12 protein-coding genes are annotated in these 14,004 nt (G+C 71.1%); 5 read left to right on the top strand and 7 right to left on the bottom strand.

Annotation, left to right across the window (positions count from 1 at the left end):
• The first annotated feature begins 54 nt into the window (after positions 1 to 54).
• The gene (ppgK, locus tag IE264_RS25835) at positions 55 to 792 is read left to right on the top strand and encodes a polyphosphate--glucose phosphotransferase (RefSeq protein WP_032757738.1); all 738 of its coding nucleotides are present in this window, start codon (positions 55 to 57) and stop codon (positions 790 to 792) included.
• Between the two features lie 87 nt (positions 793 to 879).
• Here ppgK and IE264_RS25830 read toward each other — a convergent pair whose 3' ends face one another.
• Complete coding sequence (locus IE264_RS25830; protein ID WP_078618749.1) at positions 880 to 1,551, bottom strand: DUF6542 domain-containing protein; 672 nt, start codon at positions 1,549 to 1,551, stop codon at positions 880 to 882.
• 369 nt (positions 1,552 to 1,920) lie between these two features.
• Between IE264_RS25830 and ychF the strand changes: the two genes are divergently transcribed.
• The gene (gene ychF / locus IE264_RS25825) at positions 1,921 to 3,009 is read left to right on the top strand and encodes a redox-regulated ATPase YchF (protein ID WP_015611071.1); all 1,089 of its coding nucleotides are present in this window, start codon (positions 1,921 to 1,923) and stop codon (positions 3,007 to 3,009) included.
• A gap of 146 nt (positions 3,010 to 3,155) precedes the next feature.
• Here ychF and IE264_RS25820 read toward each other — a convergent pair whose 3' ends face one another.
• On the bottom strand, positions 3,156 to 4,325 hold the full coding sequence (locus IE264_RS25820) for a hypothetical protein (protein WP_032757739.1): 1,170 nt from the start codon (positions 4,323 to 4,325) through the stop codon (positions 3,156 to 3,158).
• Between the two features lie 124 nt (positions 4,326 to 4,449).
• A complete protein-coding gene (locus tag IE264_RS25815; RefSeq protein ID WP_032757740.1) occupies positions 4,450 to 5,478 on the bottom strand; it encodes a hypothetical protein in 1,029 nt (342 codons plus the stop codon).
• A 167-nt stretch (positions 5,479 to 5,645) separates the two neighbouring features.
• Here IE264_RS25815 and IE264_RS25810 point away from each other — a divergent pair, with 167 nt between their 5' ends.
• Together IE264_RS25810 and IE264_RS25805 are read left to right on the top strand one after the other, a co-directional pair.
• Complete coding sequence (locus tag IE264_RS25810; RefSeq protein WP_015611074.1) at positions 5,646 to 6,083, top strand: NfeD family protein; 438 nt, start codon at positions 5,646 to 5,648, stop codon at positions 6,081 to 6,083.
• Positions 6,084 to 6,112: 29 nt separating this feature from the next.
• Positions 6,113 to 7,213 (top strand): SPFH domain-containing protein, encoded by a 1,101-nt coding sequence (locus IE264_RS25805; protein ID WP_032757741.1) that lies wholly within the window; start codon positions 6,113 to 6,115, stop codon positions 7,211 to 7,213.
• Positions 7,214 to 7,320: 107 nt separating this feature from the next.
• Here IE264_RS25805 and IE264_RS25800 read toward each other — a convergent pair whose 3' ends face one another.
• The 3 genes from IE264_RS25800 to IE264_RS25790 form a co-directional block, all read right to left on the bottom strand.
• The gene (locus tag IE264_RS25800) at positions 7,321 to 7,569 is read right to left on the bottom strand and encodes an SCO4226 family nickel-binding protein (protein WP_032757742.1); all 249 of its coding nucleotides are present in this window, start codon (positions 7,567 to 7,569) and stop codon (positions 7,321 to 7,323) included.
• A gap of 92 nt (positions 7,570 to 7,661) precedes the next feature.
• Positions 7,662 to 10,313, bottom strand: a complete 2,652-nt coding sequence (locus IE264_RS25795; RefSeq protein ID WP_032757743.1) for a glycosyl hydrolase family 65 domain-containing protein — start codon at positions 10,311 to 10,313, stop codon at positions 7,662 to 7,664.
• A 236-nt stretch (positions 10,314 to 10,549) separates the two neighbouring features.
• Positions 10,550 to 11,764 (bottom strand): erythromycin esterase family protein, encoded by a 1,215-nt coding sequence (locus IE264_RS25790; RefSeq protein WP_032757745.1) that lies wholly within the window; start codon positions 11,762 to 11,764, stop codon positions 10,550 to 10,552.
• A gap of 80 nt (positions 11,765 to 11,844) precedes the next feature.
• On the opposite strand from IE264_RS25790, the gene IE264_RS25785 reads away from it, so the two are divergent.
• The gene (locus IE264_RS25785; RefSeq protein WP_032757746.1) at positions 11,845 to 12,591 is read left to right on the top strand and encodes a TioE family transcriptional regulator; all 747 of its coding nucleotides are present in this window, start codon (positions 11,845 to 11,847) and stop codon (positions 12,589 to 12,591) included.
• Positions 12,592 to 12,660: 69 nt separating this feature from the next.
• Here IE264_RS25785 and IE264_RS25780 read toward each other — a convergent pair whose 3' ends face one another.
• On the bottom strand, positions 12,661 to 13,770 hold the full coding sequence (locus tag IE264_RS25780) for a threonine synthase (RefSeq protein WP_229887758.1): 1,110 nt from the start codon (positions 13,768 to 13,770) through the stop codon (positions 12,661 to 12,663).
• Between the last annotated feature and the right edge of the window lie 234 nt (positions 13,771 to 14,004).

Here is a 14,004-nt window from a genome sequence, read left to right as displayed (position 1 = left end):
GCGAGTAGGCCGAGTAGCAGGGCACGGGGCCCGGCCTGCCCGTACGGTGTTTCCATGGAGATCTTCGGCGTGGACATCGGCGGTTCAGGGATCAAGGGCGCTCCCGTGGACCTGGACCGAGGGGACCTGGCGCAGGAGCGCCACAAAGTGCTGACACCGCATCCGGCCACGCCCGACCGCGTGGCCGACTGCGTGGCAGAGGTCGTCGGCCACTTCGACTGGTCGGGCCCGATCGGGATCACGTTCCCGGGCGTCGTCACGGACGGCACCACGCGCACGGCGGCCAATGTCGACAAGGGCTGGATCGACATCGACGCCCGCGCCCTGCTGGGCGAGCGGGTCGGCCAGCCCGTGACGATCCTGAACGACGCGGACGCGGCCGGGGTCGCGGAGATGACGTTCGGCGCGGGCCGGGGCCGCAAGGGCACGGTCATCATGCTGACCTTCGGTACGGGCATCGGCAGCGCGCTCTTCGTCGACGGCCGGCTCGTCCCCAACACGGAGCTGGGCCACCTGGAGCTGCACGGCCACGACGCGGAGAAGCGTGCCTCCACGAAGGCCAAGGAGGACGAGGACCTCAGCTGGCAGCACTGGGCGCACCGGGTCCAGAAGTACCTGCTGCACGTGGAGATGCTGTTCTCGCCCGAGCTGTTCATCGTCGGGGGAGGCGTGAGCCGCAAGGCGGAGAAGTTCCTGCCGCTGATCGAGAAGGTCCGCGCGGAGATGGTCCCGGCGGAGCTCCAGAACAACGCGGGGATCGTCGGCGCGGCGATGGCGGCGGCGGGGAGGTAGGGGCGGCGCCTGCTGCTGGGGCGGCGTTACCTGGCCGGGTGGTGCGTTACCTGCTGGCGCGGGGGCAGCGGGAGAGGCAGTCCGCTGTCACCTGCTGGCGCGGGGGCGCTCGGCACGTCCGGCCGGTGCGCCCGCCCCGGCGGCCTTCTTGGGCGCCCGGGGAGCGGGCCGCCCCTTCTCCGCTCCCGTACGCCCCTGAGCCAGCAGATACCGCCGCCGGGCCCGCATGTGCCGGACCTTGCGTACGGAGGCGATGAGGCCGGCGATCAGCGTGCCCCCGTACAGCCAGCCGGCGTGCACGGCGAGCGCGGTGACCAGGGCCATGGTCTGACCGCCGAAGCCGTCGGACCCGCCGGAGATCGGGAAGACCCCGACGGCGAAGGCGATGGGCACACTGATCGGCGCGGTGACCAGGTCGGCGGGCCGTACCCAGAGGGCGGTGAGCGCGCTGACCGGCAGGAACAGCAGCCCGTAGACGATCTCGGAGCTGTCGAACAGCAGCCGGTCCAGGCAGGCGAGCACGAACATGGTGAGGGCGGCGAACAGCCCGGCCCCGATCCCGGTCAGCCGGGGATTGGGGAAGCGCCGCAGGGCGAGCAGCAAGGGCGGCACGGCACGCACACGCCCGCCGGCCGCCCCCACGGCCCGGTAGACGGTGGCGTTCTCCCCGAAGGAGCCCTGCACGGGCGCGACGGGAGGGGCGGTCGCGGCCTGCGGTGACGGCCTGCGCTGCGGGGGACGTGTCCTGTGCTGCTCCACGGGGACAACGTAGGTCGCGGGGCGGGAGGAATCAGGCGTTGGACACGCGCTTTGGCTGAGCTTGGCGTTGCGTTCGATGCCACACGGCCGAAACGAACCTGTTCGGCGGTGTACACAAGGCGCAGTCGAGCCGTACAGGACGGCGGGCGGCATACGCCGAGGAGGCACGCGAGGGCCATCGGCGTACGACACCGAAGCACAGAACAGCAGCGAACAGTACCCACCGGTCCACGGCCTCGGGTGGACCCGTGCGGGGCCGCGCGCCCCCGCCCGTAAACTGGAGAATCGGTCCACTCCGAGACCCGGCCCGAACAGCCGAGCCGGCCCCGGACGCCCCTGACCCCCTCCTCACTCCAGGAAGTCGCCAAAGTGTCGCTCACGATCGGAATCGTCGGTCTGCCAAATGTCGGCAAGTCGACCCTGTTCAACGCCCTGACCAAGAACGACGTGCTGGCGGCCAACTACCCGTTCGCCACGATCGAGCCGAACGTCGGAGTGGTCGGCGTCCCGGACCCGCGCCTCAACAAGCTCGCGGAGATCTTCAACTCCCAGAAGCTCCTGCCGGCCACGGTGGACTTCGTCGACATCGCCGGCATCGTCCGTGGCGCGTCGGAGGGTGAGGGCCTGGGCAACAAGTTCCTCGCGAACATCCGCGAGTCCGACGCGATCTGCCAGGTCATCCGCGCCTTCAAGGACGAGAACGTCGTCCACGTCGACGGCAAGGTCTCGCCCAAGGACGACATCGAGACGATCAACACGGAGCTGATCCTCGCCGACCTCCAGTCCGTCGAGAAGGCCGTCCCGCGCCTGACGAAGGAGTCCCGCCTCCAGAAGGAGAAGGTCGCGGTGCTCGCCGCGGTCGAGGACGCGCAGAAGATCCTGGAGTCCGGCGAGACCCTCTTCTCGGCGGGCATCACGGCCGGCACCGAGAAGGGCAAGCTCCTCCACGAGCTGCACCTGCTCACGGTCAAGCCGTTCCTCTACGTGTTCAACGTCGACGAGGACGAGCTGGTCGACGAGGACTTCAAGAACGAGCAGCGCGCCCTGGTCGCCCCCGCCGAGGCGATCTTCCTCAACGCCAAGATCGAGTCCGAGCTCATCGAGCTCGACGACGACGAGGCCCTGGAGCTCCTCCAGTCCATGGGCCAGGAGGAGCCGGGCCTCGCCACCCTCGGCCGCGTCGGCTTCGACATCCTGGGCCTCCAGACCTACCTCACGGCAGGCCCGAAGGAAGCCCGCGCCTGGACCATCAAGAAGGGCGCGACGGCCCCGGAGGCGGCCGGTGTGATCCACACCGACTTCCAGAAGGGCTTCATCAAGGCGGAGATCATCTCCTTCGACGACCTGGTGGAGACCGGCTCGGTCGCCGAGGCCCGCGCCAAGGGCAAGGCGCGCATGGAGGGCAAGGACTACGTGATGCAGGACGGGGATGTGGTGGAGTTCCGCTTCAATGTGTAGTCAGCCGGTTACTGCGGGCTAGTTGGTTCGTCAAGTCTGCAGGTGGCAAGGGGTCGGCCCTCTCGGGATTCGGCCCCTTGCCGGTTCCCGTGCTGGATGGGTGCTGGATATTCTGACGCTTCGTCACCTTTGTGCCCTTGAGCTCCTTAGTCGGCAAGCGGTTCGAGCATCGGCTGGAAGGCGGAGTCCTCCTCGTCGGGGACGTGCGGGAGAAAGCCGTCGGGGACGGTACGGGCGGCAGTGGCGAGGAGGCGGTCCAGGACTTCCGGCTCGGTGGCCGGGGGGAGCCGAAGGGTGGCGAGGAGACGGTCGCGGACGGCGGGGTGGCCCGGGTGGTCGTCGAGGTAGTCGGAGCTGAGGGCCGGGGGCCGGAAGCCGGCCAGGGCGTCGTGCCAGGACGGGAGGGCGACGGCGAGGGTCAGGGCCTCGGCGAGCGACTCGGCGATCAGGGAGGCCTGCCCCTCGGAGTCGGTGTAGAGGACGGGGCGGGGGCCGCCAGGGACGGCTGGGCCGCAGAGGTAGTGGGTGCCGCCCGCGTTGCAACCGGCGACCGGCTCCACCGGGAGGCCGTTAGGTAGGGCGATCGGCTCGATCGGGTCGGTGCGGGCGAGGTCGAACTCGCCGTCGCAGGCAAGGTAGGAAACGACCTCGGGATGCGCGGCAATCCTGCGGAGCAGGGCGTTGTCCGAGAGGGCGGCCGGGTTGAGGGCTGCGGCGACCGCGGGGGTGAGGGGATGTCCGGCGAGGACGTGGCGGACGGCTTCGAGGGGGACGGGGCGCTCGTAGCAGTCCTCGAAGTGGGCCCGGGTGGCTTCGGGGGAGCGGTCGGCGAGGAGGCGGAAGAGGAAACCGGAGCCGTCCGGGTCCTCGCTGCCGGGCGGGAAGTCGATGCCCGAACCGGCGCGCCAGGCCGTGCCGCCGGTCTCCCACCACAGGCAGGTGGTGACCCGAGGGGCGCCGATGTCCTCATCGCGGAAGGCGGGTTCGTCCAGGAGTGGGCGCAGTGCGGCGGGCACTTCGTCGATGACTCCGGGCCAGACCTGCTCGTCGTCCGTCCCGTAGGGGCTCATCGCCGACTCGTGGTCGAAGCCGCGTATGAGTACACCGGCCGGGGTGAAGAGGACGGAGAAGTCGTCCCCCGAACCGTTCTCCATCAAGGCTGCCTCTTCGCCGGGACCCCAGGCGCCGTGAAAGGTGTAGTGGCAGTACTGCGGATCGTCGGCGATCGCAGCCTCCAGGACAGCCAACGCACGCAGGTGGGTGCGGAGTTCGGTGGGGGTGGGAAGGCGGGTGGCGGTCTCGTGCACAGTGCTCATGGCGTCATGGAAGCAGTAGATACTGACAACCCAGCCCGCCGGTCCCCACGGTGGCATTGGCCGACCGCACGTGTCCTGGCTCAGGACCAGGTGTCGTACACGGTGGATCGATGGGTCGGCTTCTTCAGGTCACGGGGCAACTGTGCCGAGACCCGGAAGCGGTGGCGAAGGACGTCAGCAGTCGTTGCGCGTCCTCGCTGCGGACGCTGCTCCGTACTCCCTTCTCGGCGTCCGGCCTCGGGAATTCCTCGAACTTGAAGTACGCCGTCCCCAGGGCGCCCTTGCAGGGATGCGAGCGGGTGACCGCGCCCTTCACGCTGCCGGGGTAGCGGTTGTCCAGGTAGATCTCCTGCTGGGAGGAAGGGCCGTAGTACGCGGAGAGGCGCACATGGTGGCCCTTGGCCGGCAGCTTCAGGGAGCACTCCTCGGTGAGCGCACCTCCGACCGGCATCTCCGAAGCCGTTGTGAGCCCCAGCCGGGACGTGTCCCGCGAGTCGGCGACATCGCGGCAGGTCCCTTCCGCCCTGGCGAGGGGGAGCGTTCGCCATCCGGCGCGGTCGACGGTCGAGGGGCGTTGCCCGAGGGGTCCCTCGCAGCCGAAGCGTTCTGCCGCCCGGCGCGCCGACTCGGTGGTGAACCGGGCCACTTGGACTACCTGCTCGTCCGAGAGTTCCTCGACGTCCTCGCGTGCTTCGGTCAGGACCAGGAGCCCCTTGCCCGGCAGCGGAGCGCAGTCGATGAGCACCGCGGCCTCGGGTGTGTGTCCGGAGACGAACGAGCCGTTCCAGCCGAATCCGATCGGTGTCGCCGAGCTGTCCTCCGCCGCGCCACTGGCGCGATGGGCTGCCGCCGGGCGAATGTTCAGTTTGAGCTGTACGCCACCGGATTCCCCGCCACGGGCCCATGCCGCGCAGTACTCGGTCTCGTGGCCCACCCACTCCGAGGTATGGCCGCCGAATTCCAGCCCGGCGCCCCCGAAGAACGCCTCGGCCTCCTCGACCGCCAGCGCCCCCCGGCAGGTGTCGGCGGGGCTCTGCCCCGAGCCGTCGCCCCGGAGGCCGAACCCCCAGATCAGCCCGCCGGCCGTGAGCGTCAGGACGAGCGCTCCCCCTGCCGCCTTCGTCCGTCGCCCGAGCCCCCGTATGGATCGCATTCTGTTTCCTTACCCCGTTGATCCGGCCGAGGACGCTATCAAAGGCGCTCCCGACGCCTGGCACCCCTCCCTCCGGGCGCCCTGATCGCAGAGTGGACGGGGAGAGCGGTTCCGTACCGGTTGTGGCGGGTATGTGATGTATAGGTCCCCTTGGGGAGGCTGATTCGATGCCGTGGCTCGCATGGTTGCTCGCCGCCGCGGCGCTCGGCGCTGCGGAGTTCTTCACGCTGACGCTGGTCTTCGGGCTGCTGGCCGGCGCCGCGCTGGTTGCTGCCGTGGTGGCCGGTGTGGGCATCGGCCTCCTCGGTCAGCTGGTGGCGCTCGCACTGGCGGCGGTGGCGGGGCTCGTCATCGTGCGGCCCATCGCCCTGCGGGCCATGGATCGCTCGCCCATCACCCTTGAGGGCAGCGACGCCTTGATCGGCAAGCGGGCCGAGGTCATGCAGGAGGTGACCGCGACCCACGGCCTGATCAAGGTGTCCGGCGAGGAATGGTCCGCCCGGGCTCTCGACGAAACCCATGTGATCCCGGTGGGAGCGCTGGTGGATGTCATGGAGATCGAAGGCGCCACAGCTGTGGTGTACCCGCGCGAGCTTCTTCCGTGAACGGCTGAACACGTACTGAGGGAGGACGCATGGATCCGGTTGTCATCCCGATTCTTGTGGCGGCGATCGTTGTCGTCTTTCTCGTGGCCGCCACTGTGCGGATCGTTCCGCAGGCGCGCCGCTACAACATCGAGCGGTTCGGCCGGTACCGCCGTACGCTCCAGCCCGGTCTGAACTTCGTCCTGCCGGTGGCGGACCGTGTCAACACCAAACTCGACGTACGTGAGCAGGTGTACTCGTCCGACCCCAAACCGGTGATCACCGAGGACAACCTCGTCGTGAACATCGACACCGTGCTCTACTACCAGATCACCGACCCCCGGGCGGCGGCCTACGAGGTCGCCGACTATCTGCAGGCCATCGATCAGCTCACCGTGACCACGCTGAGGAACGTCATCGGCTCCATGGACCTGGAGGGCACCCTCACCTCGCGTGAGGAGATCAACGCCCGGCTCCGCGCGGTCCTCGACGACGCGACCGGCAAGTGGGGCATCCGCGTCAACCGCGTCGAGATCAAGGCCATCGACCCGCCGAACACCATCAAAGAAGCGATGGAGAAGCAGATGCGGGCCGAGCGGGACAAGCGCGCGGCGATCTTGCACGCCGAGGGGGAGCGGCAGGCCAAGATCCTCACCGCGGAGGGTACGAAGCAGAAGGACATCCTGGAGGCTCAGGGCACGCAGCAGGCCATGATCCTGAGGGCGGACGGCGAATCCAAGGCGGTGGAGCTCGTCTTCCAGTCCGTGCACCGCAACAACGCCGACCCGAAGGTCCTGGCGTACAAGTATCTGGAGACCCTCCCGCACCTGGCGAAGAGCGAGAACAACACGTTCTGGGTGATCCCGGGCGAGCTGACCGAGGCGGTCCGTACCGTCACCAGCGCGTTCGGCGACCGGTCGGAGATGGGTTCTCCCCAAACCGCACAGCGAGCGGAAGCGGCCGGTGACGGTACGCCGGACGAGGCCGCGTCTCCGGAGCTCGGTGCGGATCCGACGCTCGCGCTGGATGCCGCCACCGCCGCCGATGTGGTGGCGAAGCAGGCCGCCGTCGCAGTGAGCGATGCGAAGGCCGAGGCCGAGGCGGCGGGGGAGGCCCCGCTGCCGGGCCGGGGGCGGACGTCCGGCGGCTGAGTGAGGCCGGGAGCGCCCGCGCCCTCGCTGCGGCGGGGAGCATTCTGTTTCCCGCCGCAGCCAAGTCCGGTTGTCGCGTTCCACCACCGATTCAGGTCTGCCGCGTGTCACACAGCCAGCGGCACCGCATGGATCTCGTCCGCCGTGTGGCCCGCGCGTTCGTGGATGCGCTGCACGGCCTCGGCGGAGGGGGCGGTGGAGAGGCAGTAGACCGTGCCGGATTTCGGGTCCGCCCAGGCGCGTTCGAAGTGGACGCCTTCGTCCTTCTCGATCGCTGTGTCGGCCTCGTGGGCCTTCTTCAGCTGATCGGACGTGATGCCCTTCATGCCGCGGTGGACGTCCATGTACATGCCCATGGTTTCCGCACCTCCGATGGTCGCGTCGTGCCCCCTCTTCCATGCTGCACCCGATGGTGCGCGGGAGCTTCGTGGGAGGTGGTGCCCAGCCCCTACCTCCCCGCCTCCACTCTCAGCTCCGCGACCCCCGCCGGCTTCTCCGGGTCCTCCGAGACCACCGTCACCCGGACCTTGCGGGCCGTGTCACCCGCCAGGTACGGGCGCCAGAAGCGGCCGTCGACGGAGGTCTCCAACGTGTGGGACGCAGGCGGTACGTCGCTCCAGCGCGGGGTCACCGAGGTGATGCGCAGAGGGTGCGGGCCCAGGTCCACCGTCAGGGCCCCCTCCGCGCCGTCCGGGGACCAGGATGTCGCCGGGGAGCCGTCCACCGCCGCCTCCGCGTAGAGGCCGGGGGTCTCCGAGGTGGCCGTTGCCGGGCGGCAGCGGGCCGCGTCGGCCGTCGGGGTCAGGTCCGGGCGGCGCGTCGGGAGCACCAACGCCGAGGTGAGGTGGTGCGGGCCCTCCGCCGTGTGGACCGTGAACGGGGTGCCCGACGTCAGGCGGACCGTGCTCGTACGGGCGCCGATCTCGACCTCGTACGTCGCATCCCGGTAGCGCAGCCCCGTCAGCCGCACGCCCTCCCGCAGTTGAGGCGGCAGCAGCGGGTCCAGGTGCACGCCGTCCTCGCGCAGGCGCAGACCCGTCAGGCCGTGCGTGAAGACCTGGAGGAAACCGCCCTTGCCGGTCAGGAAGTCCTCGGCCGGGAAGCCCGACAGGGGGTCCTCGGCGCCGGACTTGTCGCCGCGCGCCTCGGAGAACAGGTCGTACGGACCCCGCAGATACGGTCGTACCGCACGCTGGAGATACGTGTACGTCGAGCAGCCCGGCTCCCCGATCGCCGCCGCGTCGATCGCGTGCACGGAGTCGGTCATCGCGGGGCCGTCGGGGTCCGTGCGGGCCGCGTAGTAGTCCAGGGTGGCGGCCGCCGCGCCCGGCTCCATCGGCCACTCCAGCGGGTACATCAGCAGGACCGTGTCCGCCTGCTTGATCGTGGAGCCGTTGTAGCCCGCGTACTGGAGGAAGACCTTCCGGTCCGCGTCGTACGGGATGCGGAGGCCGTCCGCCACCCGGTTCCAGCCGGTCGGGGGGCGGTGGCCGAGCAGGTCGGCCGCGCGGGTCGCGTTGCGGAGGGCGGTGGCGGCGACCGCGTTGGTGAAGACGGCGTCGTCCACGCCGTTGCTGTACTCGTCGGGCCCGGCCACGTTCTTGATGGAGTAGCTGCCGTCCGCGTTCGCCGTGGCGCGCGACTGCCAGAACTCCGCGATGCCCTTCAGGAGCGGCCAGCCCCTGGCCGCCAGCCAGTCGCGGTCGCCGGTGGCCAGGTAGTACTGCCAGACCGCCAGCGAGACATCGCCCTGGAGGTGATTCTGGGTCAGGCAGTGCGGTGGGTCCCAGCTCTGGCACTCGGAGTCGATGCGGCCCCTGCTCGCGCTGGTCCAGGGGTAGAACAGGCCCCGGTGGCCGTACTTCTCGGCATTCGCACGGGCCGCGTCCCGGGTGCGGTAGCGGTATTCCACCACCGAGCGGGCCAGTTCCGGGCGGGTGGCGAGCAGACCCGGGAACATCCACGTCTCGGCGTCCCAGAAGATCATGCCGGCGTAGTTGTCGCTGGTCAGGCCTGCTGGAGCGATGCTGTCGGAGGAGCCGCGCCGGGTGCTCGCCAGGAGTCCGTACTGGGTCGAGCGCAGCCACCCCTGGAGCCGGCGGTCGCCGGGGACCAGGACATCGGCGGACCAGGCCTCGCGCCAGGCCGTCTCGTTCGCCGCGAAGATCCGCTCCCAGCCGCGCCGGGCCGCGCGGTGCGCCGCCTCGCGGGCGTCATCGGCGGGGGCGCGGGAGGTCAGGGCGGTGTCGACGCCCACGTACTTCTCGAAGGTGTACGTCGTCCCCTCGCGCACCGGCGTCGGCCGCGGGGCCGTACGCGACTCGGGGCGCAGTGTTTCGACTACCCCGGAACCCCGGCGCATCGTCTGCGCCACCGCCCCCTCCACGCCGGTGCCGAGCGTCCTGAACGTGCCGTCCTTGCGCAGCGTGATCCGGCGTGCGCCCCGGTCGTCCAGCCGGCCCGTGACCGTCGCCGTACCGCTCCAGCGTGGGGTCATCCGCAGGCGTACGGCGCCGGTGTGGACGTCGGACCGGTCGGCCAGGACGTCGTACGTGAGGTCCGTGGCCCGGCCGTCCGCCGTCGTCCAGCGCAGCGAGGTGCGGACGAGGCCGCAGCTGAGGAAGACCGTCTGCCGGTAGCGCGAGATCCGGCCGGCCGGTGTGTCCGCGCCGTACTTCTCGTTGCCGACTCCCACCTCGATCGTCGTCCAGCTCGGCAGCGCGGCGATCACCTCGCGGCCCTCCGAGACCGCCTTGTCCGTGGCGTACAGCCCGGAGACGAACGCGCCGTCGTAGCGGGGGGTGTAGAGCGGCCAGCCCGTCTTCTCGCCGGTGGCCGCGTAGCCGGTGCCGGTGGCGGGGACCCGGTGGCCGAGATAGCCGTTCCCCACGTAGGGGTCGTAACCCTCCGACTCTCCGAAGCGGGTGGAGGACAAGGCCCAGGTGGGGTCCTGGCCGTCCGTCCGGCCGCAGGCGGGCACGGCAGGGGACGACGGCGGCGGTGGCGGGGTGGCGGCGGCCGCCCGGGGGAGGGGTGGCAGCGGTGCGATCAGGGCGGCCGCGACCAGGGGTGCGAGGACGGAGATACGCGAGAGGCTCACGGTACGAAGGTAGGGAGGCGGCCGTACGGGCGGGCGGTACGGCACGCCCGCCCCGGGGGCTCGGCGTGAACGCGCCCGCCGGATGGCCCTGTGTCTCCCGCCGGAACCCGCCCGCCGGACGGCTCTGTGCCTGCCGGAACCCGCCTGACGGGTAGTCCTGTGCCTCCCGGAACCCGCCTGACGGGTAGCCCTTCCCTACCGGAACCCGCCCGCCCTGTCCTTCTTCGATGCGGCCCTCAGCTCTGCGCGAGGTCCTTGACGAAGATCAGCCCGTCCGCCTCCGCCAGGTGCGCCGGGTCCAGGCCGAAGTAGCCGAACCAGGGGGAGTCGCGGGGCGCGGGGAGCGCCTCGCCCAAGGCTGCGGCCAGTCCGCGCGCGTCGACCAGGAGGCGGTCCCCGGGGAGCGCGTACAGGAGGCCCTCCACCGTCTCCGGTGGCGGCGCGTCCACTCCGTGGTGGCGGATCGTGCCGAGGGCGGTGGGGAGGAACGCGTACTCCGCACCCAGGTGCGCGGCGACTATCGCGCCGGCGCTCCACCACTCCAGCGGCAAGCCGCCCATCCGCATCGAACTCTTCTCCCGCTGGAGATGGCTGTTGTGGGCGAAGACCAGGACCGGGCCGCGTGCGGCGAGGGCGAGGAGGTTGTCGGCCATCATCCGGTCCCGTACGCCGAGCAGCCGCACCATGCGGGCCGGTGAGGTGTCGGCCATCCAGGAGTGGTACCGCAGCAGGCCGGTGGCGGTGCGGCCGTACAGGCGGGCACGGTCCGAGGCCTCCCGCCCGGCCGCGGCGATCAGGTGCGGGGTCCGCTCGTCCAGCAGTGCCACCAAGTCGTCGGCCAGCAGGCGCAGTTGCGCCGCCTCGGGCGACCGTCCGAAGGAGCGGGACGGGTCCATCATCGCCGCCGGTTCGGTCCAGCGTTCGTCGCTGCCGAGGAGGTGGTCGAGCGTGGCGGCGGTGCAGGGGAGCAGTTCGTCCGCGTCCAGCCAGGAGGCGAGGTGGCCGTGGAGTGCGGTGAGGGCCTGCCGGGGGCTCGCGGCGCCCGTGATCTCCAGGGGGCCGTCGAATCCGGCGAAGCGGAGGCGGTCGGAGGCGGGGCGGCCTTCGTTGTACTCCCTTGCCCAGCGCACGAGTTCACGGTTGGCGGCGGACGCCCCGAACCCGTGGCTGAATCCGTGCTCCATGGCGTCGTGCAGGGTGCCCTCGCCCCCGGTGACGTAGTCGTCCACGAGCAGGCCCATCAGGCAGTCGCTCTCGATCGCGATCGTCCGGTAACCCTCCTGCTCCACGAGGTGCCGGAAGAGTTCGTTGCGTACGTCGAGCAACGTGTCCTCGCCGTGGGTGGGCTCGCCCAGGGCGAGCAGCCGGGGGCGGGCCCTGAGCAGCTTCATGACGGAGGAGGCTTCGACGGCATGGGTGGTGTGGGTGATATCGGTGAGGTCGGTGGCCATGGATTCAACGGTATCGTTGAACCTTCGGTGGAGACTTTTCCTGCCGAGTGCGCTGACAGCACCGGAAATTGGGGGTTGGTGTGGGGGAAAACCCTCAAAGCCGGGTACGGCTCCGGCCGGTCGACCTGGCCCGCCCGCACGGTCTCTCCACGCAGGCCGTACGGAACTACGAGGAGGCCGGCATCCTCCCGGCCGCCGAGCGCACCGGGAGCGGCTACCGCACCTACACTCCGCTGCACGCCCGCGCCCTGGACACGTTCCTCGCCCTGGTGCCCGGCCACGGCCACGCGAGGGCGACGGGCATCATGCGGGCCGTGAACCGGGGCGCGGCCGACGAGGCGTTCCTCCTCATCGACGAGAGCCACGCCCAGCTCCTGGACGACCGGCGGACCCTGCGGGCGGTGGAGAGCGCCCTGCGCGACCTGGGGCCCGACGCGGCGGAGTCCGCGCCCCGCGCGAGCCCCGCCGCCACCTTCATCGGCCCCCTGGCCGACCGGCTCTCCATCCGGCCCGCCACCCTGCGCAAGTGGGAGGACGCCGGGCTGGTCAGCCCCCGCCGCGATCCGCTGACCGGCTACCGCGTGTACGGCGAGGCCGACGTACGGGATGCCCGGCTGGTCCACCAGCTCCGGCGGGGCGGCTACCTGCTGGAGCAGATCGCCCCGCTGATCGACCAGGTCCGGGCGGCCGGCGGGCTCGCGCCCCTGGAGGCCGCCCTCGGGGACTGGCACTCCCGGCTCTCCGCCCGAGGGCGCGCGCTGCTCGCGGGGGCCGCGGAGTTGGACACGTACCTGCTGGAGCTCGGCCCATCGGACGCCACCCGCTGACCGGCCCTCCCCTGATCAGCCGTCCCTGACCGGCCACCCGCAACCGGCTGCCCCCTGACCCGCCGCCCGCTAACCCGCCATCCCCGTCTTCAGCCCCGCCCCGCACAGTGGCACCACCACGCTCCCCGGCCGATCGACGCCCTGCCCGAGGCCGTCCCGTACCGCCGCCCAGCACGCCACCCCCGTCGTCTCCACGTAGAACCCGCGCGCCGCCAAGTCCCTCTGCGCGTCCCGGATCTCGTCCTCCGTCACCGTCAGGAACGTGCCGCCCGACCCCCGTACCGCCGCCAGGATCTGCCGGGCGCGCGGCGGACGCGGGATCGCGATGCCCTCCGCCAGGGTCGGGGCGGCGGCGGCACCGGGCAGCAGGTCGTCCGCGCCCGCGTGGAAGGCGGCGGCCAGCGGGGCGACCGCCTCGGCCTGGACGGCGATCAGCCGCGGCCGGGACGCGATCAGGCCCAGGGCGTGCAGTTCGGCCGAGGCGAGGGCCGCGCCGAGGAGCAGGGTGCCGTTGCCGACCGGGACCGCGAGGGTGTCGGGGAGCCGGCCGCCGAGGTCCTCCCAGAGCTCGTACACGTACGTCTTCGTGCCGTGCAGGAAGTACGGGTTGAATACATGCGAGGCGTAGAACGCGCCGGGTTCGTCGGCCGCCGCGCGGGCGGCCAGGGCCGTCGCCTCCCGGTCGCCGGGGACGGCCACCAGGCGCGCCCCGTGGGCCCGGATCTGCTCGGTCTTCTTGGGCGACGTGCCCTCGGGGACGTACACCGTGCAGGGCAGCCCCGCGCGGGCGCAGTACGCGGCGATCGATGTGCCCGCGTTGCCGCTGCTGTCGGCCACCACCCGCTCCGGGTTCAGCCGCCGGGCCAGCTCCACGAGCATCACCGCGCCCCGGTCCTTGAAGGAGAGCGTCGGCATCAGATGGTCGAGCTTGGCCGAGACGGTGTCCGTGAGCGGGACGAGCGGGGTGCGGCCCTCGCCGAGGGAGACCGAGGGGGCGGAGAGCGGCAGGATCTCTTCGTAACGCCACAGTGAATTGGCACGCCCGGAAAGCGCGTTCAGGGCGAGCCCCGGGGCCGGTGTGAAGTCCAGGTCCCACGGGCCGCGGCAGACCGGACAGCACCAGGTCAGGGCGGAAACGGCGGACCGGGTTCCGTCCCGGGGGCAGTGATAGGTGGTCATGGTCGCCAGGATGTCAGGCATATGGCAGGTGAATGACGCACGTATGGCGTGGCTCAAGGCACCCTTGTGGGTTTGCCATGGATCGGTCAATCTTTCGCTGGCAGCAGGGCATGCCGGTCGCGGACGACGCAGAAAACGGGGCGTTCGGACGGTTGATTTGTCATGCCCCTGCCGGGAGTCTCGCGCGGCTCCGGAACCACCCCCCACCAGCGCACCGCCTATGAGGAGGACCCC

The sequence above is a fragment of the Streptomyces microflavus genome (assembly GCF_014650075.1).
Classification (GTDB): domain Bacteria; phylum Actinomycetota; class Actinomycetes; order Streptomycetales; family Streptomycetaceae; genus Streptomyces; species Streptomyces microflavus.
Note: the sequence above shows the minus strand (reverse complement) of the source record. Positions and strands in the feature narration are given on the sequence as shown.

Bases quoted from the DNA above. Each gene is read 5' to 3' on its own strand.
- ppgK (WP_032757738.1), top strand. From the start codon at position 55: ATGGAGATCTTCGGCGTGGACATCGGCGGTTCAGGGATCAAGGGCGCT.
- IE264_RS25820 (WP_032757739.1), bottom strand. From the start codon at position 4,325: ATGAGCACTGTGCACGAGACCGCCACCCGCCTTCCCACCCCCACCGAA.
- IE264_RS25815 (WP_032757740.1), bottom strand. From the start codon at position 5,478: ATGCGATCCATACGGGGGCTCGGGCGACGGACGAAGGCGGCAGGGGGA.
- IE264_RS25810 (WP_015611074.1), top strand. From the start codon at position 5,646: ATGCCGTGGCTCGCATGGTTGCTCGCCGCCGCGGCGCTCGGCGCTGCG.
- IE264_RS25805 (WP_032757741.1), top strand. From the start codon at position 6,113: ATGGATCCGGTTGTCATCCCGATTCTTGTGGCGGCGATCGTTGTCGTC.
- IE264_RS25800 (WP_032757742.1), bottom strand. From the start codon at position 7,569: ATGGGCATGTACATGGACGTCCACCGCGGCATGAAGGGCATCACGTCC.
- IE264_RS25790 (WP_032757745.1), bottom strand. From the start codon at position 11,764: ATGGCCACCGACCTCACCGATATCACCCACACCACCCATGCCGTCGAA.
- IE264_RS25780 (WP_229887758.1), bottom strand. From the start codon at position 13,770: ATGACCACCTATCACTGCCCCCGGGACGGAACCCGGTCCGCCGTTTCC.